This window comes from Polynucleobacter sp. AP-Kaivos-20-H2, from assembly GCF_018882215.1.
In the GTDB taxonomy this organism is placed as follows: Bacteria; Pseudomonadota; Gammaproteobacteria; order Burkholderiales; family Burkholderiaceae; genus Polynucleobacter.
Genome location: NZ_JACVOX010000003.1, coordinates 283,806 through 309,108 on the forward strand (window position 1 = coordinate 283,806; position 25,303 = coordinate 309,108).

Annotated in this window: 27 protein-coding genes; 13 read left to right on the plus strand and 14 right to left on the minus strand. The window is 46.8% G+C overall.

All coding sequences use genetic code 11. From position 1 onward, the window contains the following. The first annotated feature begins 5 nt into the window (after nt 1-5). From grpE to dnaJ, 3 genes are all read left to right on the plus strand, one after another. Nucleotides 6-554 (plus strand): nucleotide exchange factor GrpE, encoded by a 549-nt coding sequence (grpE, locus tag ICE89_RS09980; protein WP_216265781.1) that lies wholly within the window; start codon nt 6-8, stop codon nt 552-554. A 164-nt stretch (nt 555-718) separates the two neighbouring features. Next, the gene (gene dnaK / locus ICE89_RS09985) at nt 719-2,656 is read left to right on the plus strand and encodes a molecular chaperone DnaK (RefSeq protein ID WP_216262713.1); all 1,938 of its coding nucleotides are present in this window, start codon (nt 719-721) and stop codon (nt 2,654-2,656) included. Between the two features lie 100 nt (nt 2,657-2,756). Then, complete coding sequence (gene dnaJ, locus ICE89_RS09990; RefSeq protein WP_216262712.1) at nt 2,757-3,893, plus strand: molecular chaperone DnaJ; 1,137 nt, start codon at nt 2,757-2,759, stop codon at nt 3,891-3,893. A gap of 26 nt (nt 3,894-3,919) precedes the next feature. Here dnaJ and panB read toward each other — a convergent pair whose 3' ends face one another. The 6 genes from panB to ICE89_RS10020 are packed head-to-tail and all read right to left on the minus strand — an operon-like array spanning nt 3,920 to nt 9,188. Beyond that, nucleotides 3,920-4,738 (minus strand): 3-methyl-2-oxobutanoate hydroxymethyltransferase, encoded by an 819-nt coding sequence (gene panB, locus ICE89_RS09995; protein WP_216265782.1) that lies wholly within the window; start codon nt 4,736-4,738, stop codon nt 3,920-3,922. A 17-nt stretch (nt 4,739-4,755) separates the two neighbouring features. Next, a complete protein-coding gene (gene folK / locus ICE89_RS10000; RefSeq protein ID WP_216265783.1) occupies nt 4,756-5,283 on the minus strand; it encodes a 2-amino-4-hydroxy-6-hydroxymethyldihydropteridine diphosphokinase in 528 nt (175 codons plus the stop codon). Between the two features lie 52 nt (nt 5,284-5,335). Beyond that, entirely contained in the window at nt 5,336-6,736 is a 1,401-nt protein-coding gene (pcnB, locus tag ICE89_RS10005; protein WP_216265784.1) for a polynucleotide adenylyltransferase PcnB, read from the minus strand. Next, nucleotides 6,733-7,413: an HAD-IB family hydrolase gene (locus ICE89_RS10010; RefSeq protein WP_216265785.1), complete on the minus strand. Its 681-nt coding sequence runs from the start codon at nt 7,411-7,413 to the stop codon at nt 6,733-6,735. The genes pcnB and ICE89_RS10010 overlap by 4 nt, the downstream gene beginning before the upstream one ends. 18 nt (nt 7,414-7,431) lie before the next feature. Next, nucleotides 7,432-8,187 (minus strand): DnaA regulatory inactivator Hda, encoded by a 756-nt coding sequence (gene hda / locus ICE89_RS10015; protein ID WP_216262707.1) that lies wholly within the window; start codon nt 8,185-8,187, stop codon nt 7,432-7,434. 11 nt (nt 8,188-8,198) lie between these two features. Further along, nucleotides 8,199-9,188, minus strand: a complete 990-nt coding sequence (locus ICE89_RS10020) for an AI-2E family transporter (RefSeq protein ID WP_216265786.1) — start codon at nt 9,186-9,188, stop codon at nt 8,199-8,201. Between the two features lie 72 nt (nt 9,189-9,260). Here ICE89_RS10020 and purM point away from each other — a divergent pair, with 72 nt between their 5' ends. Next, a complete protein-coding gene (purM, locus tag ICE89_RS10025) occupies nt 9,261-10,313 on the plus strand; it encodes a phosphoribosylformylglycinamidine cyclo-ligase (protein ID WP_216262705.1) in 1,053 nt (350 codons plus the stop codon). An 11-nt stretch (nt 10,314-10,324) separates the two neighbouring features. Here the strand turns inward: purM and miaA are convergent, their stop codons facing one another. Further along, nucleotides 10,325-11,314 (minus strand): tRNA (adenosine(37)-N6)-dimethylallyltransferase MiaA, encoded by a 990-nt coding sequence (miaA, locus tag ICE89_RS10030; protein ID WP_370624864.1) that lies wholly within the window; start codon nt 11,312-11,314, stop codon nt 10,325-10,327. A gap of 76 nt (nt 11,315-11,390) precedes the next feature. Here miaA and ICE89_RS10035 point away from each other — a divergent pair, with 76 nt between their 5' ends. Then, nucleotides 11,391-12,035, plus strand: coding sequence for a VTT domain-containing protein (locus tag ICE89_RS10035; protein WP_216262703.1), 645 nt, complete (start codon nt 11,391-11,393; stop codon nt 12,033-12,035). A 46-nt stretch (nt 12,036-12,081) separates the two neighbouring features. On the opposite strand, the gene ICE89_RS10040 is transcribed toward ICE89_RS10035, so the two are convergent. Together ICE89_RS10040 and murJ are read right to left on the minus strand one after the other, a co-directional pair. Beyond that, on the minus strand, nt 12,082-12,924 hold the full coding sequence (locus ICE89_RS10040) for a SirB1 family protein (protein WP_216262702.1): 843 nt from the start codon (nt 12,922-12,924) through the stop codon (nt 12,082-12,084). Between the two features lie 5 nt (nt 12,925-12,929). Continuing rightward, nucleotides 12,930-14,483 (minus strand): murein biosynthesis integral membrane protein MurJ, encoded by a 1,554-nt coding sequence (murJ, locus tag ICE89_RS10045; RefSeq protein WP_216265787.1) that lies wholly within the window; start codon nt 14,481-14,483, stop codon nt 12,930-12,932. A gap of 151 nt (nt 14,484-14,634) precedes the next feature. Here murJ and rpsT point away from each other — a divergent pair, with 151 nt between their 5' ends. Continuing rightward, the gene (gene rpsT, locus ICE89_RS10050) at nt 14,635-14,901 is read left to right on the plus strand and encodes a 30S ribosomal protein S20 (protein ID WP_216265788.1); all 267 of its coding nucleotides are present in this window, start codon (nt 14,635-14,637) and stop codon (nt 14,899-14,901) included. A gap of 73 nt (nt 14,902-14,974) precedes the next feature. Here the strand turns inward: rpsT and ICE89_RS10055 are convergent, their stop codons facing one another. Further along, nucleotides 14,975-15,289, minus strand: a complete 315-nt coding sequence (locus ICE89_RS10055; protein WP_216153261.1) for a DUF3579 domain-containing protein — start codon at nt 15,287-15,289, stop codon at nt 14,975-14,977. Nucleotides 15,290-15,441: 152 nt separating this feature from the next. On the opposite strand from ICE89_RS10055, the gene argF reads away from it, so the two are divergent. From argF to ICE89_RS10070, 3 genes are all read left to right on the plus strand, one after another. Beyond that, nucleotides 15,442-16,389, plus strand: a complete 948-nt coding sequence (gene argF / locus ICE89_RS10060) for an ornithine carbamoyltransferase (RefSeq protein ID WP_216262945.1) — start codon at nt 15,442-15,444, stop codon at nt 16,387-16,389. Nucleotides 16,390-16,467: 78 nt separating this feature from the next. Continuing rightward, nucleotides 16,468-17,700, plus strand: coding sequence for an argininosuccinate synthase (locus ICE89_RS10065; protein ID WP_216153260.1), 1,233 nt, complete (start codon nt 16,468-16,470; stop codon nt 17,698-17,700). 52 nt (nt 17,701-17,752) lie between these two features. Continuing rightward, the gene (locus ICE89_RS10070; RefSeq protein WP_215358532.1) at nt 17,753-18,058 is read left to right on the plus strand and encodes a pyrimidine/purine nucleoside phosphorylase; all 306 of its coding nucleotides are present in this window, start codon (nt 17,753-17,755) and stop codon (nt 18,056-18,058) included. A gap of 83 nt (nt 18,059-18,141) precedes the next feature. Here the strand turns inward: ICE89_RS10070 and ICE89_RS10075 are convergent, their stop codons facing one another. Both ICE89_RS10075 and ICE89_RS10080 read right to left on the minus strand, forming a co-directional pair. Beyond that, on the minus strand, nt 18,142-18,606 hold the full coding sequence (locus ICE89_RS10075) for a DUF192 domain-containing protein (RefSeq protein ID WP_216265789.1): 465 nt from the start codon (nt 18,604-18,606) through the stop codon (nt 18,142-18,144). A gap of 84 nt (nt 18,607-18,690) precedes the next feature. Beyond that, the gene (locus ICE89_RS10080; RefSeq protein ID WP_011903586.1) at nt 18,691-18,894 is read right to left on the minus strand and encodes a cold-shock protein; all 204 of its coding nucleotides are present in this window, start codon (nt 18,892-18,894) and stop codon (nt 18,691-18,693) included. Between the two features lie 276 nt (nt 18,895-19,170). On the opposite strand from ICE89_RS10080, the gene clpS reads away from it, so the two are divergent. The 4 genes from clpS to ICE89_RS10100 all read left to right on the plus strand — a co-directional run bounded on the left by clpS (nt 19,171) and on the right by ICE89_RS10100 (nt 23,549). Beyond that, complete coding sequence (clpS, locus tag ICE89_RS10085; RefSeq protein ID WP_072582834.1) at nt 19,171-19,527, plus strand: ATP-dependent Clp protease adapter ClpS; 357 nt, start codon at nt 19,171-19,173, stop codon at nt 19,525-19,527. Continuing rightward, nucleotides 19,524-21,830, plus strand: a complete 2,307-nt coding sequence (gene clpA / locus ICE89_RS10090; RefSeq protein WP_216262698.1) for an ATP-dependent Clp protease ATP-binding subunit ClpA — start codon at nt 19,524-19,526, stop codon at nt 21,828-21,830. The genes clpS and clpA overlap by 4 nt, the downstream gene beginning before the upstream one ends. Before the next feature lie 43 nt (nt 21,831-21,873). Then, entirely contained in the window at nt 21,874-22,107 is a 234-nt protein-coding gene (locus tag ICE89_RS10095) for a hypothetical protein (protein ID WP_216262697.1), read from the plus strand. Nucleotides 22,108-22,191: 84 nt separating this feature from the next. Beyond that, nucleotides 22,192-23,549 (plus strand): IS3 family transposase gene (locus ICE89_RS10100; RefSeq protein ID WP_370625356.1). Its coding sequence is split into 2 segments (ribosomal slippage): nt 22,192-22,654 and nt 22,654-23,549, totalling 1,359 coding nucleotides; the frame shifts between segments, so codons are not numbered across the junction. A gap of 71 nt (nt 23,550-23,620) precedes the next feature. Here the strand turns inward: ICE89_RS10100 and dut are convergent. Together dut and coaBC are read right to left on the minus strand one after the other, a co-directional pair. Further along, complete coding sequence (dut, locus tag ICE89_RS10105; protein ID WP_215320885.1) at nt 23,621-24,070, minus strand: dUTP diphosphatase; 450 nt, start codon at nt 24,068-24,070, stop codon at nt 23,621-23,623. 20 nt (nt 24,071-24,090) lie between these two features. Then, complete coding sequence (gene coaBC / locus ICE89_RS10110; RefSeq protein WP_216265790.1) at nt 24,091-25,302, minus strand: bifunctional phosphopantothenoylcysteine decarboxylase/phosphopantothenate--cysteine ligase CoaBC; 1,212 nt, start codon at nt 25,300-25,302, stop codon at nt 24,091-24,093. Nucleotide 25,303: the final 1 nt, after the last annotated feature.

Sequence of the window (25,303 nt, forward strand, 5' to 3'; positions counted from 1 at the left end):
CGTCCATGACACAAGAAAACCAAAACCCATCCCCAGAGCAAGAGAAACCTGCAGCAGAGCCAGTCAATGAAGCTGCAGCAGAAACTCCGGCTGTAAAAACGCCTGAACAGGAAATTGCCGAACTCAATCAAAAGATTGGTGAGCTGCAAGATAACTTCTTGCGCGCTAAGGCAGAAGGAGAAAATATTCGTCGCCGTGCCGTGGAAGATATTGCGAAGGCGCATAAATTTGCGATTGAAAGTTTTGCAGAGCATTTGGTGCCTGTGACGGACAGCCTTTATGCTGCATTGAGTACCGATGCTGGTGATGCTAAGGCATTTAAGGAAGGCCTTGAAATTACCCTTAAGCAGCTACTGTCTGCCTTTGAAAAAGGCCGTATGACAGAAATTAACCCTGCGGTTGGGGATAAGTTTGACCCACATCACCACCAGGCCATCGCTTCAGTACCTTCTGAGCAAGAGCTCAATACCGTGGTTTCTGTATTGCAGCGGGGCTACACCGTAGCCGATAGGGTTCTCAGGCCTGCTTTGGTGACGGTCAGCGCCCCAAAATAAGCTAAAAAGGGGCTAAAACCCTAAAAAAGGCATAAAAAAGTTAAAAAAGGCAGATTTCTGCCTTTTTTGCTCTTTATGCCCTTGAAATCACCTTTTTAGACCCCATTTACTGGGTATCGAAATATTTATCAGTACAACAAACAATTTAATTTTTTGGAGCAATTATGGGAAAGATTATCGGAATCGACTTAGGAACCACGAATTCATGCGTTTCAGTCGTTGAAAACAATGCACCTAAAGTTGTCGAGAACGCTGAAGGCGGTCGCACAACTCCATCCATCATCGCTTACGTTGAAGATGGCGAAGTATTGGTTGGTGCGCCTGCAAAGCGTCAGTCAGTAACCAATCCTAAAAATACTATCTACGCAGTGAAGCGTTTGATGGGTCGTAAATTTACTGATCCTGAAGTGCAAAAAGACATCAGCTTGATGCCTTATTCAATTATTGCTGCTGATAATGGCGATGCTTGGGTATCAGCACGCGACAAGAAAATGGCGCCACAGCAAGTATCTGCTGAAATCTTGCGCAAGATGAAGAAAACTGCCGAAGATTATCTCGGCGAAGAAGTGACAGAAGCAGTGATTACTGTTCCTGCTTACTTCAATGACAGTCAACGTCAAGCAACTAAAGATGCTGGTCGCATCGCTGGTTTGGACGTGAAGCGCATCATCAACGAGCCAACTGCTGCTGCATTAGCGTTTGGCTTGGACAAGCAAGACAAAGTGGATCGCAAGATCGCTGTTTATGACTTGGGCGGCGGTACATTCGACGTATCCATTATTGAGATTGCTAATGTTGACGGTGAGAAGCAGTTTGAAGTTCTTTCTACCAACGGCGACACCTTCTTAGGCGGTGAAGACTTTGACCAACGCATCATTGATTGGATCATTGCTGAGTTCAAAAAAGAGCAAGGTGTTGATTTGAGCAAAGACGTATTGGCGTTGCAGCGTTTGAAAGACGCTGCTGAGAAAGCCAAGATCGAATTGTCATCTGCACAGCAAACTGAAATCAATTTGCCATATGTAACAGCCGACGCTAGCGGTCCTAAGCATTTGAACTTGAAATTGACTCGTGCCAAGCTAGAGTCTTTGGTTGAAGAGTTGATCAGCCGTACCGCTGGTCCTTGCTTAACTGCCATTAAAGACGCTGGTGTAAACGTAGCAGATATCGACGACGTGATTTTGGTTGGCGGTCAAACTCGTATGCCTGCGGTTCAAGACAAAGTAAAAGAAATCTTTGGTAAAGAGCCACGCAAAGACGTTAACCCAGATGAAGCCGTTGCTGTTGGCGCTGCAATTCAGGGTTCTGTATTGTCTGGCGATCGCAAGGACGTATTGCTCTTGGACGTTACCCCATTGTCATTGGGTATCGAAACTCTTGGTGGCGTCATGACCAAGATGATTCCTAAGAACACCACGATCCCTACCAAGCATTCACAGGTTTACTCCACTGCGGAAGATAACCAGCCTGCTGTAACTATTAAGTGCTTCCAAGGTGAGCGCGAGATGGCTGCTGCAAACAAGTTACTAGGTGAATTTAACCTCGAAGGTATTGCTCCTGCGCAACGCGGTATGCCACAAATTGAAGTGACTTTTGACATTGACGCCAACGGTATTTTGCATGTAACAGCAAAAGACAAGACCACTGGTAAAGAGAACAAGATCACCATCAAGGCAAACTCTGGTTTGACTGAAGAAGAAATTCAACGCATGGTCAAGGATGCTGAAGCCAATGCTGCTGAAGATAAGAAAGCGCTGGAGTTGGTCACTGCTCGCAATACTGCAGATGCCTTGGCTCACTCAACCAAGAAGGCTTTGGAAGAGCATGGTGCTAGCTTAGAGGCTTCCGAAAAAGAAGCGATTGAAGCGGCCTTGAAAGACTTGGACGAAGCTATTAAAGGTAGCGACAAAGAAGCCATTGAAGCTAAAACAGAAGCTTTGGGTAAAGCAAGTCAGAAGCTGGGCGAAAAAGTCATGGCAGCTGAACAAGCTAAAGCTGGCGGTGCCGCACCTGGTGCAGCTCCTGGTGGTGCAGCCCCTGGTGCCGCCCCTGATGCGGATGTTGTTGACGCTGACTTTAAAGAGGTTGATGACAAGAAGTAACTCTGCAATTAGTCATTCATTAACGTAGTTTTGATGTACTTAAATAACAAGTCGGCCTCGTGCCGACTTGTGTCATTCAGGTTGTTGAGAGGAATAGGCCGTGCCTAAAAGTAAACGCGATTTTTATGAAGTGCTTGGTGTAGCAAAAGGTGCCAGTGACGATGAGCTAAAAAAGGCTTATCGCAAGATGGCGATGAAACATCACCCTGATCGCAATCCCGATAGCAAAACGGCTGAAGCCCAATTTAAAGAAGTTAAAGAAGCTTACGAAACCTTAACCGATCCCAATAAACGTGCCGCCTATGATCAATATGGTCATGCTGGCGTGGACCCATCGATGGGTGGCGGATTTGGCGGCGGCGGTTTCGGTGGCGGTGGATTTTCTGATGCGTTTGGGGATATCTTTGGGGATATCTTCGGTCAAGGCGGCGGCCGTCATTCCGGCCCTCAAGTCTATAAAGGCGCAGATTTGCGCTACAACATGGACATTACGCTTGAGCAAGCGGCTGAAGGCTATACCACCCAAATTCGTGTACCTAGCTGGAGTAATTGCAAGCCTTGTCATGGTACTGGCGCAGAGCCAGGATCTAAGGCTGAGACATGCACAACCTGTAACGGTCATGGTCAAGTGCGTGTGCAACAAGGCTTCTTCTCCATGCAGCAAACTTGCCCTAAGTGCCGCGGCACTGGCGAGTACATTCCTAAGCCATGTAAAACTTGCCACGGCAGCGGAAAGCATAAAGAACAAAAAACACTTGAGATCAAAATACCGGCAGGCATTGATGATGGAATGCGTGTCCGCTCAGTGGGTAACGGTGAACCAGGTATCAATGGTGGACCATCCGGCGATCTTTATGTAGAGGTGCGTGTTAAGCCTCACAAAGTCTTTGAGCGTGATGGTAGTGATTTGCATGTACAAATGCCAATCTCTTTTGCGATAGCTACCATCGGTGGCGAAATCGAAGTGCCAACACTCTCTGGTCGCGTGGAGTTTCCAATTCCTGAGGGAACTCAGACGGGTAAGACTTTCCGCTTGCGTAACAAGGGTATTAAGGGTCTGCGATCTACCTTGGTGGGCGATCTCTTTGTCCACGTTCTGGTAGAAACTCCGATTAAGCTTACAGAAGAGCAAAAGAAATTATTGCAGCAGTTTGACGATAGTCTGAAATCTGCTGGCGACAAACACAGCCCCCAACAAAAAGGTTGGTTTGATGGTGTAAAGAGTTTCTTTAGCTAGTAACTAGTGGGCAGGCTGGCTGGCAATTAGCCGGCAAAGCCATGCTCGGGCCCGGGGAATTTCCCGGACTTCACTTCGCGTACGTAAGCCTTGACTGCGGCTTCAACGGAGTGATGCCCATCCATAAAGTTTTTGACAAACTTCGGTGGCTTACCTGGGCTGATGCCCAACATATCCTGGAGAACCAATACTTGACCAGAGCAATCTGGGCCAGCACCAATTCCAATGGTGGGAATACGAAGCTCAGCAGTAATTTTTTCACCCAATGAAGATGGAATTGCTTCGAGCACAACCATTTGGGCGCCAGCCTCTTGGCATGCAAGTGCTTGCTCAAGCATGACGCTTGCGGAATCCTTAGATTTACCTTGCACCTTATAGCCGCCCAAAACGTGAACTGATTGAGGTAGTAAACCTAGGTGTGCGCAAACGGGAACACTGCGCGCCACCAAGTGGCTAATGACGTCAACTTGCCATTCGCCGCCACCTTCGAGCTTTACCATATCAGCGCCAGCACGCATCAACTGTGCAGCTGACTCCAGGGCCTGCACTGGATCCCCGTAGCTTGCAAATGGCAGGTCAGCGATGACAAATGCATGGGTATTGGCACGCGCTACACATTCGGTGTGATACGCCATTTGTTCGATGGTCACTGGTGTAGTGCTAGAGTGTCCTTGAATCACGTTCCCAAGAGAGTCGCCAATCAGGATCGTTTCAACAGCGCAGCGATTGAGAAGAGCTGACATAGTTGAATCGTATGCCGTGAGCATGGCAATTTTTTCACCCTCAGCATGCATTGCGAGGAGCTTAGTAATTGTGATTGGCTTGTCGCCTTGTAAGTAACCCATGGCGAGAGTTTAATGAATTAATGCGCCGTTTGGCTATAAACGTCTTTTTCCCCACAATTGCAGTTCCTGCAGGGGAGTTTTTCAATTCTTTGGTGTGCCACATTAGGTAAGTAGGCCTTGAGTTCACCCCAGTTAGGTAAAAAGATATCGGGAGCGATTTCCAGCAGGGGTAGGAGCACAAATGAGCGCTCGATAATTCTGGGATGGGGAAGCATCAAATCAGTTTCGCTTTGAGTAACCCCTTCAAAAGAAAGGATGTCTAGGTCAAGCGTTCTAGGAGCATTTGCATAGGGCCGCTCACGACCAAATTCTTGTTCAATGGTTTGGCAAACATGCAATAGGCCGTATGGGCTTAACTCGGTTTCGACTTCGATGACGGCATTAATGTAATCGCCACCTGAAGCCTCAACCGGAGCGCTTTGATAAAAACAGCTTTTTGCCAGGATTTGAAGTTCGGAGCGCAATGCCAGGCAAACAATGGCATCAGTAATAAGCTGACGCGTGTCGCCGATGTTACCGCCAAATCCAATATATGCCCGTGCCATAAGTTTCCAAACTAGAGATGAAACTACTTTACTGAAATTTCTCTAAGTCTGCTTAGCTTGCTGCACTCTCAGGGGGCACTGCCGCCTTCGGCTTTCTGCGACGCCGTCTTTTGGCAGGGCTTGGACTGTTACCGGATTCATTTTTCACGCTAGCCATCAGCTCATCTTGCCCTGTGACGTCAGTTGCAATGAAGTCTGTCCACCATTGCCCGATTGCTGGGTTTAATTCGCCGGTAGCGCAGCGAAGCAGCATAAAGTCATAACCCGCTCTAAAACGAGGTGATTCAATGAGTCGATAAGGGTAGCGACCCACGCGTCTCTCAAAGCGAGGCTGCATAGACCAAATTTCGCGCATATCGCTTTCGAAGCGTCGTTGAATCGTCATGCCGCTACTTTGAGTGGCAATCGTGTCGTCCATCGCATCATGCAAGGCGGGAATATTAGCCATTCCTTTAGCAGAATTGGCTTTCCAATTCTTTAGTAGATCAGGCCAGAGCAGGGTGGCAAATAAAAATCCAGCAGAAACACTTTTACCGGATTGAATGCGTTCGTCAGTATTGGCCAAAGCAAGCTTTACAAAATCATTGGCACCCTTGGAGTCTGCGCCCGTATCCAGAATGTGGTCTAGGAGCGGGAGCAGGCCATGATGCAATCCCGCATCTTTGAGGCCTTGGATTGCTGCCCAGGAATAGCCAGACATCAAAAGCTTCAAAATTTCATCAAAAAGTCTCGCAGAGGGGACGTCGTTTAATAATTTGCCTAGCTTTGCTATGGGCGCGCGTGTAGCACCATCTAATTCAAAACCAGTCTTAGCTGCGAAGCGAACTGCGCGGAGCATGCGTACTGGATCTTCGCGATAGCGCTTTGCGGGATCGCCAATCATGCGCAAAGTTTTCTTTTGCATATCCGCCATGCCGCCGTGATAGTCCAAAACAGTTTCAGACGAAGGATCGTAGTACATTGCATTAATTGTGAAATCGCGTCTTGCAGCATCCTCACCTTGTGAACCCCAGACGTTATCGCGCAGGATCCGGCCGCTCTCAGCCACGTGATCTCCAGCGTTATCTAATAGTGCTCGGAAGGTTGATACCTCGATGATTTCAGGATGGCCTTTGCCAAAAAAAGTCACGTGCACAATTTGAAAGCGGCGACCAATTAGACGTGCTTTACGAAAGAGTCTTTGCACTTGATCTGGTGTTGCATTGGTTGCCACGTCAAAATCTTTTGGGCTGATACCGAGAGCAAGATCTCTGACAGCGCCGCCGACAATAAATGCCTCATAACCTGCTTGTTGTAATGTGTGCGTTACCTTGACTGCATTCTTAGAAAGCAAATGCGGATCAATTCGATGTGCTTTTTTAGGAATACGCTTTGGGGCGCCGGTATTGTTAGCCTGCGTATGCTTGACCATCGGGTCACGCCGCAAAATACGTTTAATAAATTTAGTGATCATGCAAACAATTCAAGAATGGGCCAGTTGCGCTGCTTAGCTTCGTTGCGAAGACGATCATCTGGATTGGTGGCAACAGGACGACTTACTTTTTCAAGCAAAGGAAGATCGTTCATCGAGTCAGAATAAAAATAACTATAAGGCAAGGCATCTAAAGACAGTTTTTGTGATGCTAACCAGTCGTGTAGATTTTGAATTTTTCCTTCGCGGAAATTGGGAATGCCTTTGACTTCACCAGTGTAGTTGCCTAATGGGAGGTTGTCTGCAGTGGCGGGCTCTGTAGCAATCAGATGCTCGATGCCAAAGCTTTCGACGATAGGGCGTGTCACAAAGCTGTTGGTGGCAGTAATCACGCAGCAAAGATCGCCAGCATCCTGATGACGCTTTACTAGATCGATTGCTTGTTGTCGGAGTTGGCCGTTAATGACTTCTTTCATAAAGGCGTCATGCCACTCTTTGAGTTGCACGCGAGAATGTTCTGAGAGTGGCTTAAGGGCAAAACGCAGAAACTCATGAATATCCAGCTTACCTTCTTTGTAGTCTTGATAAAAGCGCTCGTTTTGTCGTTCATAGTATTCGCTGTCTACAACACCAATGCGAGCCAAAAATTGACCCCATTCGTAATCGCTATCGCAGGGCAAAAGGGTGTGGTCTAAATCGAAAAGGGCTAGCTGGGTCACGAATTGATATTTAATAAATTATTTGGGCTGCAAGAGCTCGCGAACAAGGGGTAAGGTTACAGCACGTTTTGTTTCAAGGGAGTAAGCGTCTAAAGCATCCATCAATGCCATCAGGCTGGGCATATCGCGATAAAAGCGACTTAACAGCCAAGGCAACACATCGGGGGATAAAACAAGCCCTCGCTCTTTGGCTGCTTCCTCTAGTGCTTGTATTTTCTCATCATCATCCAAAAGCTGCGTTTGAAAGATCAAACCCCAGCCCAGACGGGTTCGCAGGTCTTCTCGAAGCTTGAGATTGGCTGGTGCAGCGTTTCCGGCCATAAAAATATGAATCGCTTTGCTTGCTTGAACGCCATTCAGGATCCGAAATAGGGAGCCAACAAGACGATCATCTAGCTGGTCAACATCATCAACAGTAATGACTGAGGGCGCATCACTTTCAGTCATTGCATTCATCTTTTCTTCTAGGCGAACCCAAGCAGTAGGCTCGAGGGGGGAGAGGGCAATGTGTAACAAGCCAGCATGCTCGGCTGCATTTTCAATGGCATTGAGTAGATGAGTACGACCCGAACCCTCTGGCCCCCACCAATAAATCCAGCGCTGATTGAGCGGGTTATCAGAGTTTTGGGCGCTGACCTTGCCCCAAGATTTTTCAAGATTTTGCAGAGCAGAAATTAAGGCAAGATCTTTCCCGGGAAGATAGTTTTCTAAACTAGCTATGGGTGAGTGACTGATGTCTAGCGCAAATTGTTTTGGAAGCGAGGGTGTATTCATTACTACCAAACTTATTTTTGATACCAAGAGCTTTGTGTATAGACAGACCAAAAATACTGAACTAATACCAAACTCACTGCACTAATTGGTAGCGCAAGTAGCACTCCAAAAAAACCAAATAGGTTGCCAAAAAGTAGCAAGGCAAACAGAACGGCAACAGGGTGCAAGCCAATGCGTTCGCCTACTAGGCGCGGCGTTAAGAAAAAGCCCTCTAGGAATTGGCCGATGCCAAATACGATGAGCACCCCTACAAGCTCAGGTCCAACACCAAATTGCAAGATTGCAGAGACGATTGCAAGGCTAAAGCCGAGGGCAATCCCAATATAGGGAATGACAATCATCAGAGCAGTAAATACACCTAAAGCAACCGCCCCTTTGATTCCAATCACACTTAAGGAAATACTATAAAAAACAGACATGATAGAAATCACGATGATCATGCCCCGCAAATATTGCGAGAGCAAACCATCGGTATGCATTGCTAAGTGAGTAATCGTATCTTGAGCCCGTAATGGCACCAGTGTTTTGACAAGGCCGAAGAAGTGAGTCCAATCAATGAGAAGATAGAACATCACAAAAATAATAAGCACTGAATTTACAAACCCAGTAATTACTGAGCTGCCTGACATGAGTACCGTATTGAAGGTCGTTGTCATTAAAGAATCTGCATTGTCACTAATATGCTCTGATATTTTTTGTGAGGCTGCAGTTTTTAAAGTCCCCCAGTCAACATTGATATGAAACTCAGCTAACTTTGGTCCGAGCCATGCCTGGGTATTTGCTATCCAATCTGGCAACTGGGCTTTAATCAATGGAATCTCGGTTTTAAGAAGGCCAATAAATAGGCTCACAATGGCAATTACGACTGCCAGACCCAGAACAACGGAGAGTGCTGCAGCCACGGCGGCGGGCGCCCGCCTTCCTTCCATCCATAGAAAAGCAGGCCTCAGGATGTAGGCAAGGATGAATGCAGCCAGAAAAGGGGTAAAAATCTCAGCCATGACGAGTAATCCTCTAGAATTCAATGATTCTACTGATCTAGTAGCATTTTTTACTAATATTCCAGCGCTGACATGACCTCATCTACTAATTCTTCCTCAAAAGGCCTTTCCTACCGTGATGCTGGTGTCGATATTGATGCTGGGGATGCCCTGGTTGACCGCATTAAGCCGTTGGCCAAGAAAACCATGCGCGAGGGTGTTTTGGCTGGAATTGGCGGCTTTGGGGCCCTTTTTGAGGTGCCAAAGCGCTATAAAGAGCCAGTACTAGTATCCGGTACGGATGGTGTTGGTACCAAGCTAAGACTAGCTTTTGAGTGGAATCGTCATGAAACCATTGGTCAAGACTTGGTAGCCATGAGCGTGAATGACATCCTGGTTCAGGGTGCTGAGCCCCTTTTCTTCTTGGATTACTTTGCATGCGGCAAGTTGACTGTGGATACGGCGGCAACGGTTGTTGGTGGCATTGCCAAGGGTTGTGAATTATCTGGTTGCGCATTAATCGGTGGTGAGACCGCAGAAATGCCGGGCATGTACCCACCAGGCGAATATGACTTAGCGGGATTTGCCGTAGGCGCAGTTGAAAAATCCAAAATCATTACTGGCGCAACGATTGTTCCGGGTGATGCGGTATTAGCAATTGGCTCTAGTGGTGCGCATTCAAATGGCTACTCATTGGTCCGTAAGATTATTGAGCGTGCTGGTGCAAAGCCTACTGATGATTTGGGTGGTCGTCCATTGGGTGATGTTGTGATGGCGCCAACAGAAATTTATGTGAAGCCGCTTCTCAAATTGATTTCTGAAATCAATGTAAAAGGTATGGCGCATATCACGGGTGGTGGTTTGGTTGATAACGTACCCCGCGTACTCCCTGAAAATACTCAAGCTGTTTTGCATCGCGATAGCTGGCAGATGCCAGACCTCTTCCGCTGGTTGCAAATGAAGGGTGGCGTTGCTGATGCAGAAATGGTGCGCGTATTTAACTGCGGCATCGGTATGGTTGTGATTGTTGCGCCTGATCAAGTAGATGCAGCAATCAAATCCTTAACTGCGCAAGGTCTTAAAGCTTGGACAGTCGGCGAAGTAGTTGAACGTCCAAAAGATGCGCCACAAACCATCGTTATCTAAACGATCTACCTTTATTTTTTGATTAGATTGCTTTTGCAGTAATCTAATGCCGCCTTCAGTTCTTCCGGATTGAAGGGATCAAATGTATTTCTCCCATCTATTGCACGCAACCATGTCAGTTGACGCTTGCCAAGCTGGCGCGTGGCTGCCAAGGCTTTGTAGCGCATTTGTTCAGCATCAATTTCACCATTGAGATACTCCCAAGCTTGGCGATAACCAACTGAACGTATCGCTGGAAGATCTGTATGTAATCCAGCGTTGGTACGCAGAGTTTTGACTTCATCCATAAATCCAGCAGCAAGCATTTCATCAAAACGCTTTTCTAAGTTCAGATGCAATCGCTTACGATCACTTGGTTCAAGCGAAACTAACTTAATCCATGGTGGAATCGCTGAACCTTCTCTGCCATCCTCACTAGGTGAGTCGGCCAGTGATATAGACATAGGTTTACCGGTAATTTCATAAACCTCTAGAGCACGCTGCACTCGTTGGGAATCGTTTGGCTTTAAGCGCGCCGCAGTTTCGGGATCAATCGTGGCAAGCTTGTCGTGCATTGCCGGCCAGCCAATGGCTTTACCCTCTTCATCCAAACGAGCACGAATTTCTGGATTTGCTGGAGGCAGTGAGGAAAGGCCATGCGCCCACGCGCGCCAATACAACATCGTTCCGCCTACCACCACTGGAATATTTCCTCGCGCACGAATTTCGGTGCAAAGACGTTTTGCATCATTTGCAAAACGTGCCGCTGAATACACTTCAGTCGGATCAATGATGTCAATCAGATGATGAATAACCGCTTCTTGTTCTGACTGAGTTGGTTTGGCGCTGCCAATATCTAAACCCCGATATACCAAAGCAGAATCCATGCTGATGAGCTCAATTGTCAGACCAATAGATTTTGCATACTCAGCCAAAGACATGGCGAGATGGGTTTTGCCTGCACCAGTGGGCCCAACAATACAAAGCGTTGAGACTTCATCTGGAGCATGCATAGGCTGAATGTAGGGTTCAGTTGGCATACCTAATTATAAGAGCCTGTTAATATCCGCAACAACCCATAAGTTAGAGAGCGAGTCGATGGATACCCTTTTGCAAATCAGTGATTTATTGCTGCATATTGATAAACATTTAGATGTGGTGATTCAGCAATACGGTCCTTGGGCCTATGGCCTCTTATTTGCTATTGTTTTTGCAGAAACAGGCTTAGTGGTTGCCCCTTTCCTGCCTGGGGACTCACTCTTATTTATTGCAGGCGCCTATTGCGCTACTGAGCATTTCAATATTTGGACCTTGTGCATTGGTTTATTAATTGCTGCAGTCGCAGGTAACACCGTGAACTACTTCATTGGCCGGTGGATTGGTAAGCGAGTATTCAGCAGTCAATCGCGCTGGATTGATCAAGGCGCTTTATTAAAAACCCACGCTTTTTATGAAAAGCATGGTGGGAAAACGATCATTCTTGCCCGCTTCTTGCCAATTATTCGTACCTTTGCACCTTTTATTGCGGGTGTGTCTGAGATGAACTTTGCACGCTTTCAGTTATTTAACATCACTGGTGCAGCGCTGTGGGTCTTTGGTTTGGTCATAGCAGGATATTTCTTTGGCAATATCCCTGTCATTCGCCAGAATCTCAATGTGATCGTCCTGGTAGGCGTGGGGGCGGCTGCGGTACCAGTTTTATTGGCAGCTATCTACAAAATTTTTCAGCACAAGAAAAACTAACAGGAGTTTAAAAAACCAAAGTGCTTACACTAACGCCCACTCAGCTTTAGTGAAGCTTGGTTTGACTTTCAAGGGTGGCAATGTGCTCGCGGATATCGCCAGCATCCTCAGCTTCTGGAACTTCGCTGAGATAGCGATGCATATCCGCCAATGCGGGCCGCAAATACTCTAGTTGCGCAAAGATCAAACCTCTGTCCCGAATCTCTTCAATAGAGTCCGGCAGTAGGATCACTAGGCGCTCTTGAATACCTAGTAAACGCTCCCAGCGCTCATGTTCTGAGTAAATCATTTTGAGGTTTCTCAGAAAGCGCGACAGAATCTCTCTCGAGCTAGAAGCACGTAGGAAGATATTGAGCGGCAGACTCAACTCACCTCGATAACCTTTGGCGTCCAGGTAAGGATCAAGCATTTCTTGTAACTGAGTCTTTGATAACGATTCACCGGTCAAGGGATCCATGATGACTTCACCCTGTTGCAAAGAGATGCGCATCATGAAGTGATTCGGAAATGAAACCCCCCGAATTTTCAAACCAATTTGATTGCCTAATTCCATCATCAAAATAGCTAATGAGATGGGGATTCCTCTGCGATTCTCGAGTATGTAATGCAAGTACGAATTTTCTGGAGCATAGAAATCATTTGGGTTCGGGCCAAAACCCAGATCGGTATAAAAGAAATGCTTCAAAATTTGTAAGCGCTGAACAGGTGAGGTATCCGGCGTGATGCGAGTTTTGAGTTTGTTACCCATCTCATCAATTTGATCGAGAACCCCCTGAACATCTAAATCAGGATAAGCATGCTGTGCGACAGCAATTGTCGCCTCCGTTAAAGGAAGATGTTCGTCTTCAGCAACTAGTGAGGTGAAATAGTCGAGTTGTTGTGTTGGCATATTGGCTATTTTGCATGACGCAAGAATTTTTGCCAGCGAATTCCTACCAAACCCAGGGATGCGAAGTAAGCAATGGCAGCAAGACCTAGCCATGCTCCCACCAAGCCAATACGTAGCCACGGCTCAGCTTGGAGGGCAATCCAATTGTGTGTGCCAGCAGCATAAAAAAGGACTGCTGCGAAGGGGATGAGCGCTAGAAATAGCTGACCAAGGTACTTGATCCAGCCTGAATTAGGCAAGGCTCCGCGTCGATGCAGGCCAACCCATAGCAGGGCGGCGTTTAGACAGGCGCCAGTACCTACAGAAAGGGCAAGGCCAGCATGCCCAAGCCAAGGTACAAATACTAGATTGGCTAACTGGGTGGCTACTAAAACGAGTAATCCAATCTTGACGGGGGTGCGGATGTCTTGACGTGAATAAAATCCGGGCGCCAAAATTTTTACCAGAATTAAACCAATGAGGCCAACACCATAAGCCGCTAATGCACGTTGCGTCATCACGACATCAAGCGCACTGAATTTACCGTAGTGATACAAGACTGCTGCTAAAGGCTCGCCAAAAATAAAGAGTGCAATTGCGCAGGGAGCAGCCAGTAAGAATGTGAGTTGTAATCCCCAGATGAGTAATTCGCCGGCATGTACTAAATCGTTTTTGGCATTGGCCTTACTGAGGCTTGGCAAAAGAACGGTTCCCAAGGCAACACCCAGTAGTGCAGTTGGAAATTCCATCAAGCGATCTGCGTAGGATAGCCATGACACACTTCCCGCCTGCAGACGTGAAGCAATGTTGGTATTAATGATGAGGGAGATTTGTGCAACAGAAACTGCAAATACTGCTGGCCCCATTAATTTCATGACGCGTCTAGCTTCCGGATTGGTGACGGCTGATTTGATGGCGCCAGGCAATAAACCAATACGAGGTAATAGGCCGAGGCGAGCAAGCGTTGGAACTTGAAGGGCAAGTTGCAGTATTCCACCAAGTAAAACACCAATACTTAAGGCATAAATCGGCTGCTCTAAGTGGGGCGCCAAAAAGATGGCGCTACCAATTAAGGCGAGGTTGAGCAAGACGGGCGTAAATGCCGGGATTGCAAAGCGGTGATAGGTGTTTAAGATCCCCGCTGAGAGTGAGACCATAGAAATTAGCCCGATATAGGGGAACATGATTTGGGTCATAACAACGCTGGCGTCATAGGCTGGACCACCTTTAAACCCTGTGGCAATGACCAGAATGAGTACTGGGGCGCCAATGACTCCCAGTAGTACCGTAAGCAGCAAAGCCCAAAATAAGAGCGTGGCGACTGCATTAATGAGGATTTTGGCCTTAGTTTGGTCTTCGTTTGTGGCAATTTCGCCCAAAATCGGCACAAAAGCTTGAGAAAAGGCCCCTTCGGCAAATAGCCGACGTAGTAAATTGGGTAGCCTAAAAGCCACATTAAAGGCATCTGTCCACTCGGAAGCCCCGAAACTACGGGCAATGAGGGTCTCCCGGAGCAGTCCCGTAATTCGGGACAGCATGGTTAGGGAGCTGACCTTGGCAGCGGCAGAAAGCAGATTCATGAGGCGATTTTCACCTATTTATCGGTCGGCTGGGCTTTTTTGCCCCTTTAAGGTAAAATCTTGGGTTTTGGCGAGCTTGCTTATGAATCTGGCAAGTCCGCAAGATTTTTAACTAATCGCATTTTGCAATTTATAGAGGCAAGGTTTAAAGATGGCCAATACAGCACAAGCGCGCAAGCGTGCACGCCAAGCAGTAAAACATAACGAACACAATTCCAGTTTGCGTTCAAAGCTCCGCACTTCCATTAAGGCAGTTCGCAAAGCAATTGAAACTGGCGACAAAGCTGCTGCTGCAAAAGTATTTGCAGCAACCCAAGCAACAATCGACAAGATTGCTGACAAAAAGATCGCTCACAAAAATACTGCATCACGTCAGAAGTCACGTTTGTCTGCAGCTATTAAGGCGATGGCAGCGTAATACAGTTTTAGTTTTAGGCTGGTCGAAGTAGTTTCGACCTAAGCCCGCTCCTCAACAGAGCGGGTTTTTGTTTTTAAGGCTGGGCTGAGGCTGTTGGGTTGAACTCACATGCCTCTTCGATCGGTAGGTCATTGTCCTTGGCAAAGTTCATGACAAAGTCTAACGCTCGAGGATCTAGGTCTCTCAGTCTGGTATCTATAACAACGCATTTCACTTTTGCAATAAGCACTGGTCTGACATAGGGCGAATAAGTAAAGCGAGGGTCCCCGGAATCACCGGGAGGGCGAAAAGTTGCCATCACCCCGCACAGACGCTCCGCCCAATCGCTGGGCCGAAATGGTTTGCCAGAAGTGGTAATGCCTTGAATGAAAAGCTTTTTGTGGTTCAAGTTCGCGTAATGATGGTTGTAAGAAATAGTATTACTAAGCCCTCTAGCTTAACAGCCCAAGTTGGCCGTAAGATGACTTTAGGATCTATTTTCGTGCAGCTGAATGTTTGAAGAAAAAAATGCAAGCCAAAACTTTAGTAGAAAGCTCAACTATGACATCGCTGGCAAAGCCTCAAGTGCCCGGTAAGGTAAAGCACTATCTGCAGTTTTCTGACCTGACTCGTGAAGAGTACGACTATTTGCTCAAGCGTTCGGCGTGGCTTAAGGCCAAATTCAAGAGCTATGAAACTTGGCATCCACTGCACGATCGCACTTTGGCCATGATTTTTGAGAAGCACTCCACTCGTACTCGCCTGTCCTTCGAGGCAGGCATCCATCAGCTTGGCGGTCATGCGGTATACCTAAACACCCGAGATACACAGTTGGGCCGTGGCGAGCCTGTAGAGGATGCTGCTCAGGTGATTTCAAGGATGACGGACATCATCATGATTCGCACCTTTGGCCAAGACATTATTGAGCGTTTTGCATCGAATTCACGGGTGCCCGTAATCAATGGTCTGACAAATGAATTTCACCCTTGCCAAGTATTGGCTGATATTTTTACGTTTGTTGAGGCCCGTGGTCCGATTCAAGGAAAAACGGTAGCTTGGGTAGGTGATGCCAACAATATGGCCTACACCTGGCTACAGGCTGCTGAATGCCTTGATTTTCAGTTGCGCTTCTCTGCGCCAGAGGGTTATCAGTTAGATGCAACGCGTTTGTCACCAAAATCCGCCAAGCATTTAACCATTTGCGCCGATCCTAAAGAAGCCTGCAAAGGTGCCGACCTAGTGAGTACCGACGTCTGGACCAGCATGGGTTATGAAGACGAAAATACTTTACGCATGAATGCTTTTCAAGATTGGATGGTGGATGAAGAGTTAATGGCGTTGGCTAAGCCTAATGCGCTGTTTATGCACTGCTTGCCAGCGCACCGTGGTGAGGAGGTTTCAGCAGAAGTGATTGACGGGCCACAAAGTATTGTTTGGGAAGAGGCAGAAAATCGTTTGCATGTCCAAAAGGCTCTGATGGAGTATTTGCTCTGTGGTCGTTTGGATTAAGTAATAAAACTTCAGCAATAAAATAATCAGTAAGTAACAAGTAATTCGTTTTCATTAATTTTGATTGAATAAAAAAACATGTCCGATATTAAAAAAGCAGTCTTAGCGTATTCCGGCGGTCTAGATACCAGCGTGATCTTGAAGTGGCTTCAAGATACATATGGCTGCGAGATCGTGACCTTTACCGCTGACTTAGGTCAGGGCGAAGAGCTGGAGCCAGCACGCGCTAAGGCTTTGCAATTTGGCATCAAGCCTGAAAACATTTTTATTGATGACTTGCGCGAAGAGTTTGTTCGTGACTTTGTGTTCCCAATGTTCCGTGCGAATACAATTTACGAGGGTGAATATTTGTTGGGCACCTCTATTGCGCGCCCATTAATCGCTAAACGTCAAATTGAAATTGCTCGCTTGACTGGTGCTGACTCCGTATCGCATGGCGCGACCGGCAAAGGAAATGACCAGGTTCGCTTTGAATTAGGTTACTACGCTCTTGAACCAGGAATTAAGGTAATCGCTCCTTGGCGTGAGTGGGATCTTCTCTCACGCGAAAAGTTGATGGCTTATGCAGAGAAGCATGGCATTCCAGTTGAGATGAAGCATAAGCAAGGCGGTTCACCGTATTCAATGGATGCGAACCTCTTGCACATTAGCTATGAAGGCCGTCACCTCGAGAATCCAAACGCAGAGGCAGAAGAGTCTATGTGGCGTTGGACCGTTTCTCCTGAAAAGGCTCCAGATGCCCCAGAAATTATTGAAATCGAATTCAAGGCTGGCGATCCAGTAGCAATTGATGGCAAAACATATAAGCCACACGAGTTATTGGCAGAATTAAATCGTCTTGGTGGCAAACATGGCATTGGTCGTCTCGACTTAGTGGAAAACCGCTTTGTTGGTATGAAGAGCCGTGGCTGTTACGAAACGCCTGGCGGCACCATTCTTCTAAAGGCTCATCGTGGCATTGAAAGCATCACCTTGGATCGTGAAGTGGCCCACTTAAAGGATGATTTGATGCCTCGCTACGCAAGCTTGATCTATAACGGTTTGTGGTGGGCGCCAGAGCGTCTCGCACTCCAAACTTTGATTGACCATACGCAACAGGCTGTTAACGGCGTTGTTCGCCTCAAGCTCTACAAAGGTTCCGTCTCCGTGATTTCACGTGACTCTGCCAATACTTTGTTTGATCAAAATATTGCAACCTTTGACGATGATGGTGGCGCATACAACCAAGCGGATGCTGGTGGCTTCATTAAGCTCAATGCATTACGTATGCGGATTGCTGAAACAGCTAGACGTAAGCGCGCCAAGAAATAAAAAACAATAAAACAGGCAAACGATTAGAGCCAACAGAATAGAAAGAATCAACATGCAATTTGATCAAGTTTCCGTAGGTAAAAAAGCCAATGTATTTTTTGATGGCAAGTGCGTTTCTCATACTGTGACATTGCCTAATGGCGTGCGTAAGTCGGTTGGTGTGGTACTGCCAAGCACCTTGCGTTTTGACTTAAGCACTAGCGAGATTATGGAAGTGGTTGATGGTAATGCTTTCGTCAGTATCAATGGTGCCCCTGAGCAAGAGTTCAAGGCTGGCCAAAGCTGGGAAGTAGAAAAGGGTGGTTACTTCATTATTCGTGCCGAGCAACCAGTGCACTACGTTTGCCACTTTGAATAAATCAAAGGTGCTCTCAAACAAAACGCAGATCTCGGTCTGCGTTTTTTATTGGCCCAACATCAATGGATTTGAGTGATGTTGAATTAATTTCTCGGCAAACCCGTAACAACTGTCCCTGGAACGATCACACGATCAGAGAACCACTGCTTATTCATTTCCAGTGCATAGCGCACAGCTGCTTTAGGGCAGTGATTGTTGGTAGTTTCAGCCTGCATCTCTTCAATGTTCACAATCTTGCCATCATCCGCAATGAACGCAATCGAGAGTGGAATCTTGGTGTTATTCATCCAAAAGCAGTGACCAGCTTTTTGTTCGAAGATAAATAACATTCCAGAATTGCTTGGCATGCTTGTGCGATTCATGAGGCCAACCTCTCTAGCCTTCGGTGTATCGGCCAGCTCAGCCTGAATACGGTAGATACCCGTCTTTAGCTCAATAGTGGGTAGACCGACGTTAACTTGGGCGAGTGTTAGGGTGGAGTAAATAAAGAGCGCAGTAGAAAATACTTGGCGCAATAATTGTGAGGTGCTGGGGATTGATATAGACATGCTTTGTATTTTAAGTGAGGTAAATTGCAGACGAAAAAAAACCCAGGAACGAATCCTGGGTTTTTAATAATGATCTAAGGACTATTAAGCCGCTTGGATATTGGTAGCTTGCTTGCCTTTAGGACCTTGGGTAATGTCAAACGTTACCTTTTGGTTTTCCTTGAGGGTTTTGAACCCAGGCATAGTAATTGCGCTGAAATGCGCGAACAACTCTTCTTCACCATCATCAGGTTTGATAAAGCCAAAACCTTTTGCATCATTGAACCACTTAACAATTCCGGTCGCCATGCGAACTCCATTACATAAACTTAAAACAACCGTGATGAGGGTAAATACTTTTTAATCAGTCTCAATCCACAACACGCCTAAATAGAACCTCTCTTGAAGCCTACCCCCTGATTGTTTGCCCTTTTTGGAGGGGTGTCAAGGAGTTATATGCCCCTACCCCCTAGTAATTACCCCTTTTTTTATCGAAAAATGCCCCAATATGGGTTTAAGAGGGGTTTTTGCATGTTTTTTGCAACAAGACCCCTGTAAATTAAAGTTTGGATATCTGTGTTTAGAATGTTTCTTATGAGTCGCGCTCCCAAAAATCCCACCACTGGCAACCCCAGCAATCCGTACGTTGAAGATACCCTTCTGCTCGAAAAGCAAATTGAGCAAGTTAAGGCGCCTTCGATGTATAAAGTTTTATTAATGAATGATGATTACACGCCGATGGAATTTGTGGTGATGGTGATTCAGGAGTATTTTAATAAGGATCATGAAACAGCTACACGCATCATGTTGCAAGTACATTTAGTTGGCAAAGGCGTTTGCGGAGTATTTACTCGTGACGTCGCTGCTACGAAAGTGCATCAAGTTATCGAACTCTCCCGTGAAGCGGGTCACCCACTACAGTGCACTATGGAGGAAGCATGATTGCCCAAGAATTAGAAGTAAGTTTGCACATGGCGTTTGTTGACGCAAGGGCATCGCGACATGAGTTCATCACAGTCGAGCATCTGCTCGCAGCCTTACTGGATAACGCTACTGCGGTTGAGGTCTTAAAGGCTTGCGCAGTCAATATCGCAGAACTGCGTGCGCAACTTAAAAACTTTATTAACGACAACACACCTGTGGTGCCGGGTAATGATGAGGTTGACACGCAACCAACGTTAGGATTTCAGCGTGTGATTCAACGCGCCATCATGCACGTGCAGTCAACTTCAAATGGTAAGAAAGAAGTGACCGGTGCAAATGTGTTGGTTGCCATCTTCGGTGAAAAGGATTCGCATGCAGTTTATTTCTTGCAACAGCAGGGCGTTACCCGCTTGGATGTTGTGAACTTCATCAGCCACGGCGTACGCAAAGATCAGTCAGAGCATGTAAAGCCCGTTGAGCCTACTCAGGAGACCGAAGAATCTGCCTCATCTGGCAAAGAAAGCCCTCTTGAGCAGTACACCCAAAACCTCAATGTTATGGCTCGTCAGGGCAAGATTGATCCCTTGATTGGGCGCGAGAGCGAAGTAGAGCGCGTGATTCAAGTGCTCTGCCGTCGTCGCAAAAATAATCCGTTATTGGTGGGCGAGGCTGGCGTAGGTAAGACAGCAATTGCTGAGGGTTTGGCCTGGAGAATTGTGAAAGGCGATGTTCCTGATATTTTGGCCAATGCTACTGTTTACTCTTTAGATATGGGCGCTCTTTTAGCGGGGACTAAATATCGTGGTGATTTTGAGCAGCGCTTGAAGAGTGTTCTCAAATCACTTAAAGATCATACTCATGGCGTTTTGTTTATTGATGAGATTCATACGCTGATTGGAGCGGGCGCAGCTTCTGGTGGCACATTGGATGCAAGCAATCTATTGAAGCCTGCTTTGTCTAATGGCCAGCTGAAATGTATTGGTGCAACTACCTTTACGGAATATCGTGGCATCTTTGAAAAGGACGCAGCGTTATCACGTCGCTTCCAGAAGGTAGATGTTGTAGAGCCAACCGTAGATCAAACAGTGCAAATCTTGCGCGGCTTAAAGTCTCGTTTTGAAGAGCATCACAGTGTGAAGTACGCAGCTGGCGCTTTAGTTGCTGCCGCAGAACTTTCTGCTCGCTATATCAATGACCGTCATTTGCCGGATAAGGCGATTGATGTCATCGATGAAGCCGGTGCCGCTCAACGTATTTTGCCGAAGTCTAAGCAGAAGAAAACTATTGGTCGCCCAGAGATTGAGGAAATTGTGGCAAAGATTGCGCGCATACCGCCACAATCGGTCACAGTCGATGACCGTAGTAAGTTGCAAACACTGGATCGCGACATTAAGAGTGTGGTCTTTGGTCAAGATCCTGCGATCGAGGCCTTGGCTAGTGCTATCAAGATGACTCGTGCTGGTCTCGGCAAGATCGATCGTCCAATCGGTTCATTCTTGTTCTCCGGACCAACTGGTGTTGGTAAGACTGAAGTTGCTAAACAGCTCGCCTATATTTTGGGTATTGAGTTGCTCCGTTTTGATATGTCCGAGTATATGGAGCGTCATGCAGTGAGTCGCTTGATTGGTGCGCCTCCAGGTTATGTAGGATTTGATCAGGGCGGTTTACTCACTGAGGCCGTAAATAAGAAACCGCATTGCGTGCTCTTGCTTGATGAAATTGAAAAAGCCCACCCGGATATTTTCAATATTCTCTTGCAGGTGATGGATCATGGCACTTTGACGGATAACAATGGCCGTAAGACTGATTTCCGTAACGTGATCATCATCATGACTACTAATGCCGGTGCTGAGGCAATGCAGAAATCTACCATTGGCTTTACCAATGCTCGTGAGTCTGGTGATGAGATGGCTGATATCAAGAAGTTCTTTACGCCAGAGTTCCGCAATCGCTTGGATGCCATTGTTTCCTTCAAAGCTCTTGATGAGTCGATCATCATGCGCGTGGTTGATAAGTTCTTGATGCAGTTAGAGGAGCAACTCCATGAGAAGAAAGTGGATGCCACCTTTAGTCCTGCTTTGCGAGCCCATTTGGCCAAGCATGGCTTCGATCCTTTAATGGGCGCTCGCCCGATGCAACGCATCATTCAAGACACTGTGCGTAAGGCACTTGCTGATGAGCTACTGTTTGGTAAGTTAGCTCAAGGCGGTCATGTGGACGTTGATATTGATGCTGATGGCAAAGTCCTATTGAACTTTGAAGCTCCTGTATTGCCAGGTAAGCGTGCTAAAGCTGATGTGGCGCCTGCTGAAGAAATTTAATTAACAAACATTTTTAAATAAAAACAACCCAAAAAAGGAAGATATGTCTCATCACGATAAATTACTAGAAGCTTTTGAAAATTACAAAGCTGAGAATGAAAAGTTTCAAGGCAAAGGTATTAAAGCTTCTGCAGCACGCGCTCGTAAAGCTTTGCAGGAGATTGCTGGTTCTTGCAAAGAGCGCCGTAAAGAAATTACTGCTGAAAAAGAATCTCGTGAAGGCTCTGGTGCAGGTATGTCACAAGATGCGGCTCGCAAAGCGCATATCCGCAAGTAAGGCATTTGTAATAAAAAGAAAAGCCACCTGCTGAACTGACCCCCAAAAGTTGGACGTTATGTCCAACCAAGGGGGTTTTGTTTTATGAGCAAGTACAGCAAGCAGTTCAAGCTAAAGGTAGTTAAAGAGTTTCTAAAGTCAGGCGGTCTTAAGCGGGTAAGTCACTTATTTGAGATTAGTCACTCAGATGTCCGCAAATGGGCTTTAGCCTATCAAGCACATGGCCATAGTGGTCTTAATCCCAGCCACCAACGCCACTCCCCAGAGTTCAAAGTCCAAGTTATCCAATATATGGCACAGCATCAGATATCAGCTAGGCTGGCTGCCGCCCACTTTGGGATTGGTAGTATGACTACGATTTTGCAATGGCAAAAACTCTACAATGAAGGCGGTATTACAGCCCTTGCCAATCGACAGAGAGGACAACCGCCTATGTCCCAATTTAATATCAAAGCATTACTCAAAAAGCCTATCTCGGAGCTCACGCCGGTAGAGTTGCGAAGACGTTTGGAGTACGCCGAAGCACAGGCTGCCTACCTAAAAAAGTTAGAAGCCTTAGCTCAGAGCAAAGCAACAAAAGAGAACAAGCCCAAGTAATTACTGAGCTAAGGCCGTATTACCGTTTACCAGACTTACTACTCATCGCCAAGATGGCTAAAAGCGTTTACTACTACTGGCGAGCAGCCAGTAGTAATCATGAGCCTGATCCTTATGAGTTGGCTAAAGATCGTATTACCCAGATCTTTAATGCCCACCAGGGCCGTTATGGCTATCGGCGGGTGCATTTAGAGCTGCGCAATCAACAGCAATATTTAAACCACAAGACCGTACAAAAGCTCATGGGGCAGCTAGGACTGAAATCCCTTGTGAGGCCTAAGCGATACCAGTCCTTTAAGGGGAATATTGGTAAAGCGGCTCCCAATTTATTGGAGCGTAACTTTGGAGCAAGCAAACCTAATGAGAAGTGGGTCACCGATGTCACTGAGTTCAATATCAAGGGTGAGCGAGTCTATTTATCGCCGATCTTAGACCTTTATAACCAAGAGATCGTCTCCTATGAGATTGCTGATCGGCCACAGATTAGCTCAGTCATACAAATGCTCCAAAAGGCTTTTAAGCAACTAAAACCAAAAGATAAGCCCATCTTGCACTCAGACCAGGGCTGGCAATACCAGATGGGGCTTTATCAACAGGCCCTGCACCAGCAGGGTATTACTCAAAGCATGTCTAGAAAAGGTAATTGCTTGGATAACGCAGTCATGGAGAACTGGTTTGGGATTATGAAAACCGAGTTCTTCTATCAAAAGAAGTTTGACGATGTCGGGTCATTTAAAACAGAGCTTAAGGAATATATCCACTACTACAACCATGATCGAATCAAGCAAAAACTAAAGGGATTGAGCCCGGTGCAATACCGAACTCAATCCCTCGTGCTAACCTAACTAAACTGTCCAACTACTGGGGGTCAGTTCATGCGGGTGGCTTTTTCTACGGCTGAATATTTCTAATGCCGCTAGGCCCTGCCAGTACTTCCAAAACCGCCTGCCCCACGACTACTTTCAGTGAACTCTTCCACGACCTTAAGTTCTACTTGTTGTACCGGCATGACAACCAACTGAGCTAAACGCTCCATCGGCTCGAGCTTGAATGTAGTAGATCCGCGATTCCAAGTGCTCACCATCAGCTGACCTTGATAGTCAGAGTCAATTAAACCCACTAAGTTACCGAGCACGATACCGTGCTTATGGCCCAAGCCAGAGCGCGGCAGAATAAAGGCCGCATAGCGCGGGTCCTCAACATAAATAGCCAAACCAGTGGGCACGAGCACCGTTTGACCAGGGGCAATCTCTATCGCTTCATCAATGCATGCGCGCAGATCTAATCCAGCGCTGCCAGGGGTACCATAGCTTGGCAACTGATCGCGCATACGTTCATCGAGAATTTTGACTTGAAGTGATTGCATGATGTTCCTAAAACGGGGATTTAAATTTTCTTAGCAACTAGCGCAATGAGTTGACGTGCAAGCTGAAGCTTTTCTGCTTTAGCAATTTTTTTGCTGCCACTGGTGTCAATCACGAGCAGCTGATTGAGGTCGCTGCCGAATGTATCGGGACCAATGTTGCCAACAATCATTGGGATACCTTTGCGCTGGCGCTTCTCATCGGCATGCTTTTCTAGATCAGTTGACTCTGCTGCAAAGCCGACGCAATAGGGGTATGGCTTGCCACCTTTAATTTTCACTGTCTTAGCAACATCAAGCAGAATGTCTGGGTTAGCTGAAAACTCTAGATGAGGTGCTTGATTACCTTGGCGCTTCATTTTTTCTTTGGCAGGCTTAGTAATGCCCCAGTCAGCAACGGCGGCGACTGCAAAGAAAATATCACAGTCAGCTGCGTTCAGGGTGGCCGCATGCATTTCTTTGGCGCTAACGACATTGGTGCGGGTAATTTGTCCGGTAGCTTCAAGTGGGGTACTGAGATCACATGGCCCAGCAATTAAATGGACTTGAGCGCCAGCCTCAACCGCAGCCCTTGCAATTGCAAAGCCCATCTTGCCTGAGCTGTGATTGGTGATGCCGCGCACAGGATCTATTGCCTCGAATGTGGGACCTGCAGTAATCAATACTTTTTTGCTTGGCAATGATTTTTTCTGAAAGAAGGCAATAACTTGCTCAGTGATTTCGGCGGGCTCGAGCATTCTGCCCATGCCCACTTCGCCACAAGCTTGGAAGCCGCTGGCAGGCCCAAGAAGGGTAACGCCATCGTCTGCAAGTCGTTTGACGCTTCTTTGGGTAGCCGCATGCTCCCACATCTGCTTGTTCATGGCCGGCGTGAGTAATAGGGGGCAATCTCGTGCAAGGCATAAGGTAGTCAATAAGTCATCAGCTAAGCCCAGAGAAAGCTTGGCCATGAGATCTGCACTTGCTGGCGCAATCAGAATGGCATCTGCAGAACGCGATAACTCAATGTGCGCCATATTGTTTGGAATGGTGCTATCCCATTGACTTAAATAAACCGGATTACCTGTGAGGGCTTGCATGGTTACAGGGGTCACAAATTGCTGTGCCGCCTCGGTCATCACTACTTGTACGGATGCGCCTTCTTGCATGAGTTGACGTGCAAGCTCAGGGGCTTTATAGGCCGCTATTCCACCAGAGATTCCGAGAACGATCTTCTTATTAATAAGTGATTGCATG

Bases quoted from the DNA above. Each gene is read 5' to 3' on its own strand.
- grpE (WP_216265781.1), top strand. From the start codon at position 6: ATGACACAAGAAAACCAAAACCCATCCCCAGAGCAAGAGAAACCTGCA.
- dnaK (WP_216262713.1), top strand. From the start codon at position 719: ATGGGAAAGATTATCGGAATCGACTTAGGAACCACGAATTCATGCGTT.
- panB (WP_216265782.1), bottom strand. From the start codon at position 4,738: ATGGGTTACTTACAAGGCGACAAGCCAATCACAATTACTAAGCTCCTC.
- folK (WP_216265783.1), bottom strand. From the start codon at position 5,283: ATGGCACGGGCATATATTGGATTTGGCGGTAACATCGGCGACACGCGT.
- pcnB (WP_216265784.1), bottom strand. From the start codon at position 6,736: ATGATCACTAAATTTATTAAACGTATTTTGCGGCGTGACCCGATGGTC.
- hda (WP_216262707.1), bottom strand. From the start codon at position 8,187: ATGAATACACCCTCGCTTCCAAAACAATTTGCGCTAGACATCAGTCAC.
- ICE89_RS10020 (WP_216265786.1), bottom strand. From the start codon at position 9,188: ATGGCTGAGATTTTTACCCCTTTTCTGGCTGCATTCATCCTTGCCTAC.
- purM (WP_216262705.1), top strand. From the start codon at position 9,261: ATGACCTCATCTACTAATTCTTCCTCAAAAGGCCTTTCCTACCGTGAT.
- ICE89_RS10035 (WP_216262703.1), top strand. From the start codon at position 11,391: ATGGATACCCTTTTGCAAATCAGTGATTTATTGCTGCATATTGATAAA.
- ICE89_RS10040 (WP_216262702.1), bottom strand. From the start codon at position 12,924: ATGCCAACACAACAACTCGACTATTTCACCTCACTAGTTGCTGAAGAC.
- murJ (WP_216265787.1), bottom strand. From the start codon at position 14,483: ATGAATCTGCTTTCTGCCGCTGCCAAGGTCAGCTCCCTAACCATGCTG.
- rpsT (WP_216265788.1), top strand. From the start codon at position 14,635: ATGGCCAATACAGCACAAGCGCGCAAGCGTGCACGCCAAGCAGTAAAA.
- argF (WP_216262945.1), top strand. From the start codon at position 15,442: ATGACATCGCTGGCAAAGCCTCAAGTGCCCGGTAAGGTAAAGCACTAT.
- ICE89_RS10065 (WP_216153260.1), top strand. From the start codon at position 16,468: ATGTCCGATATTAAAAAAGCAGTCTTAGCGTATTCCGGCGGTCTAGAT.
- ICE89_RS10070 (WP_215358532.1), top strand. From the start codon at position 17,753: ATGCAATTTGATCAAGTTTCCGTAGGTAAAAAAGCCAATGTATTTTTT.
- ICE89_RS10075 (WP_216265789.1), bottom strand. From the start codon at position 18,606: ATGTCTATATCAATCCCCAGCACCTCACAATTATTGCGCCAAGTATTT.
- ICE89_RS10080 (WP_011903586.1), bottom strand. From the start codon at position 18,894: ATGGCGACCGGAATTGTTAAGTGGTTCAATGATGCAAAAGGTTTTGGC.
- clpS (WP_072582834.1), top strand. From the start codon at position 19,171: ATGTTTCTTATGAGTCGCGCTCCCAAAAATCCCACCACTGGCAACCCC.
- clpA (WP_216262698.1), top strand. From the start codon at position 19,524: ATGATTGCCCAAGAATTAGAAGTAAGTTTGCACATGGCGTTTGTTGAC.
- ICE89_RS10095 (WP_216262697.1), top strand. From the start codon at position 21,874: ATGTCTCATCACGATAAATTACTAGAAGCTTTTGAAAATTACAAAGCT.
- dut (WP_215320885.1), bottom strand. From the start codon at position 24,070: ATGCAATCACTTCAAGTCAAAATTCTCGATGAACGTATGCGCGATCAG.
- coaBC (WP_216265790.1), bottom strand. From the start codon at position 25,302: ATGCAATCACTTATTAATAAGAAGATCGTTCTCGGAATCTCTGGTGGA.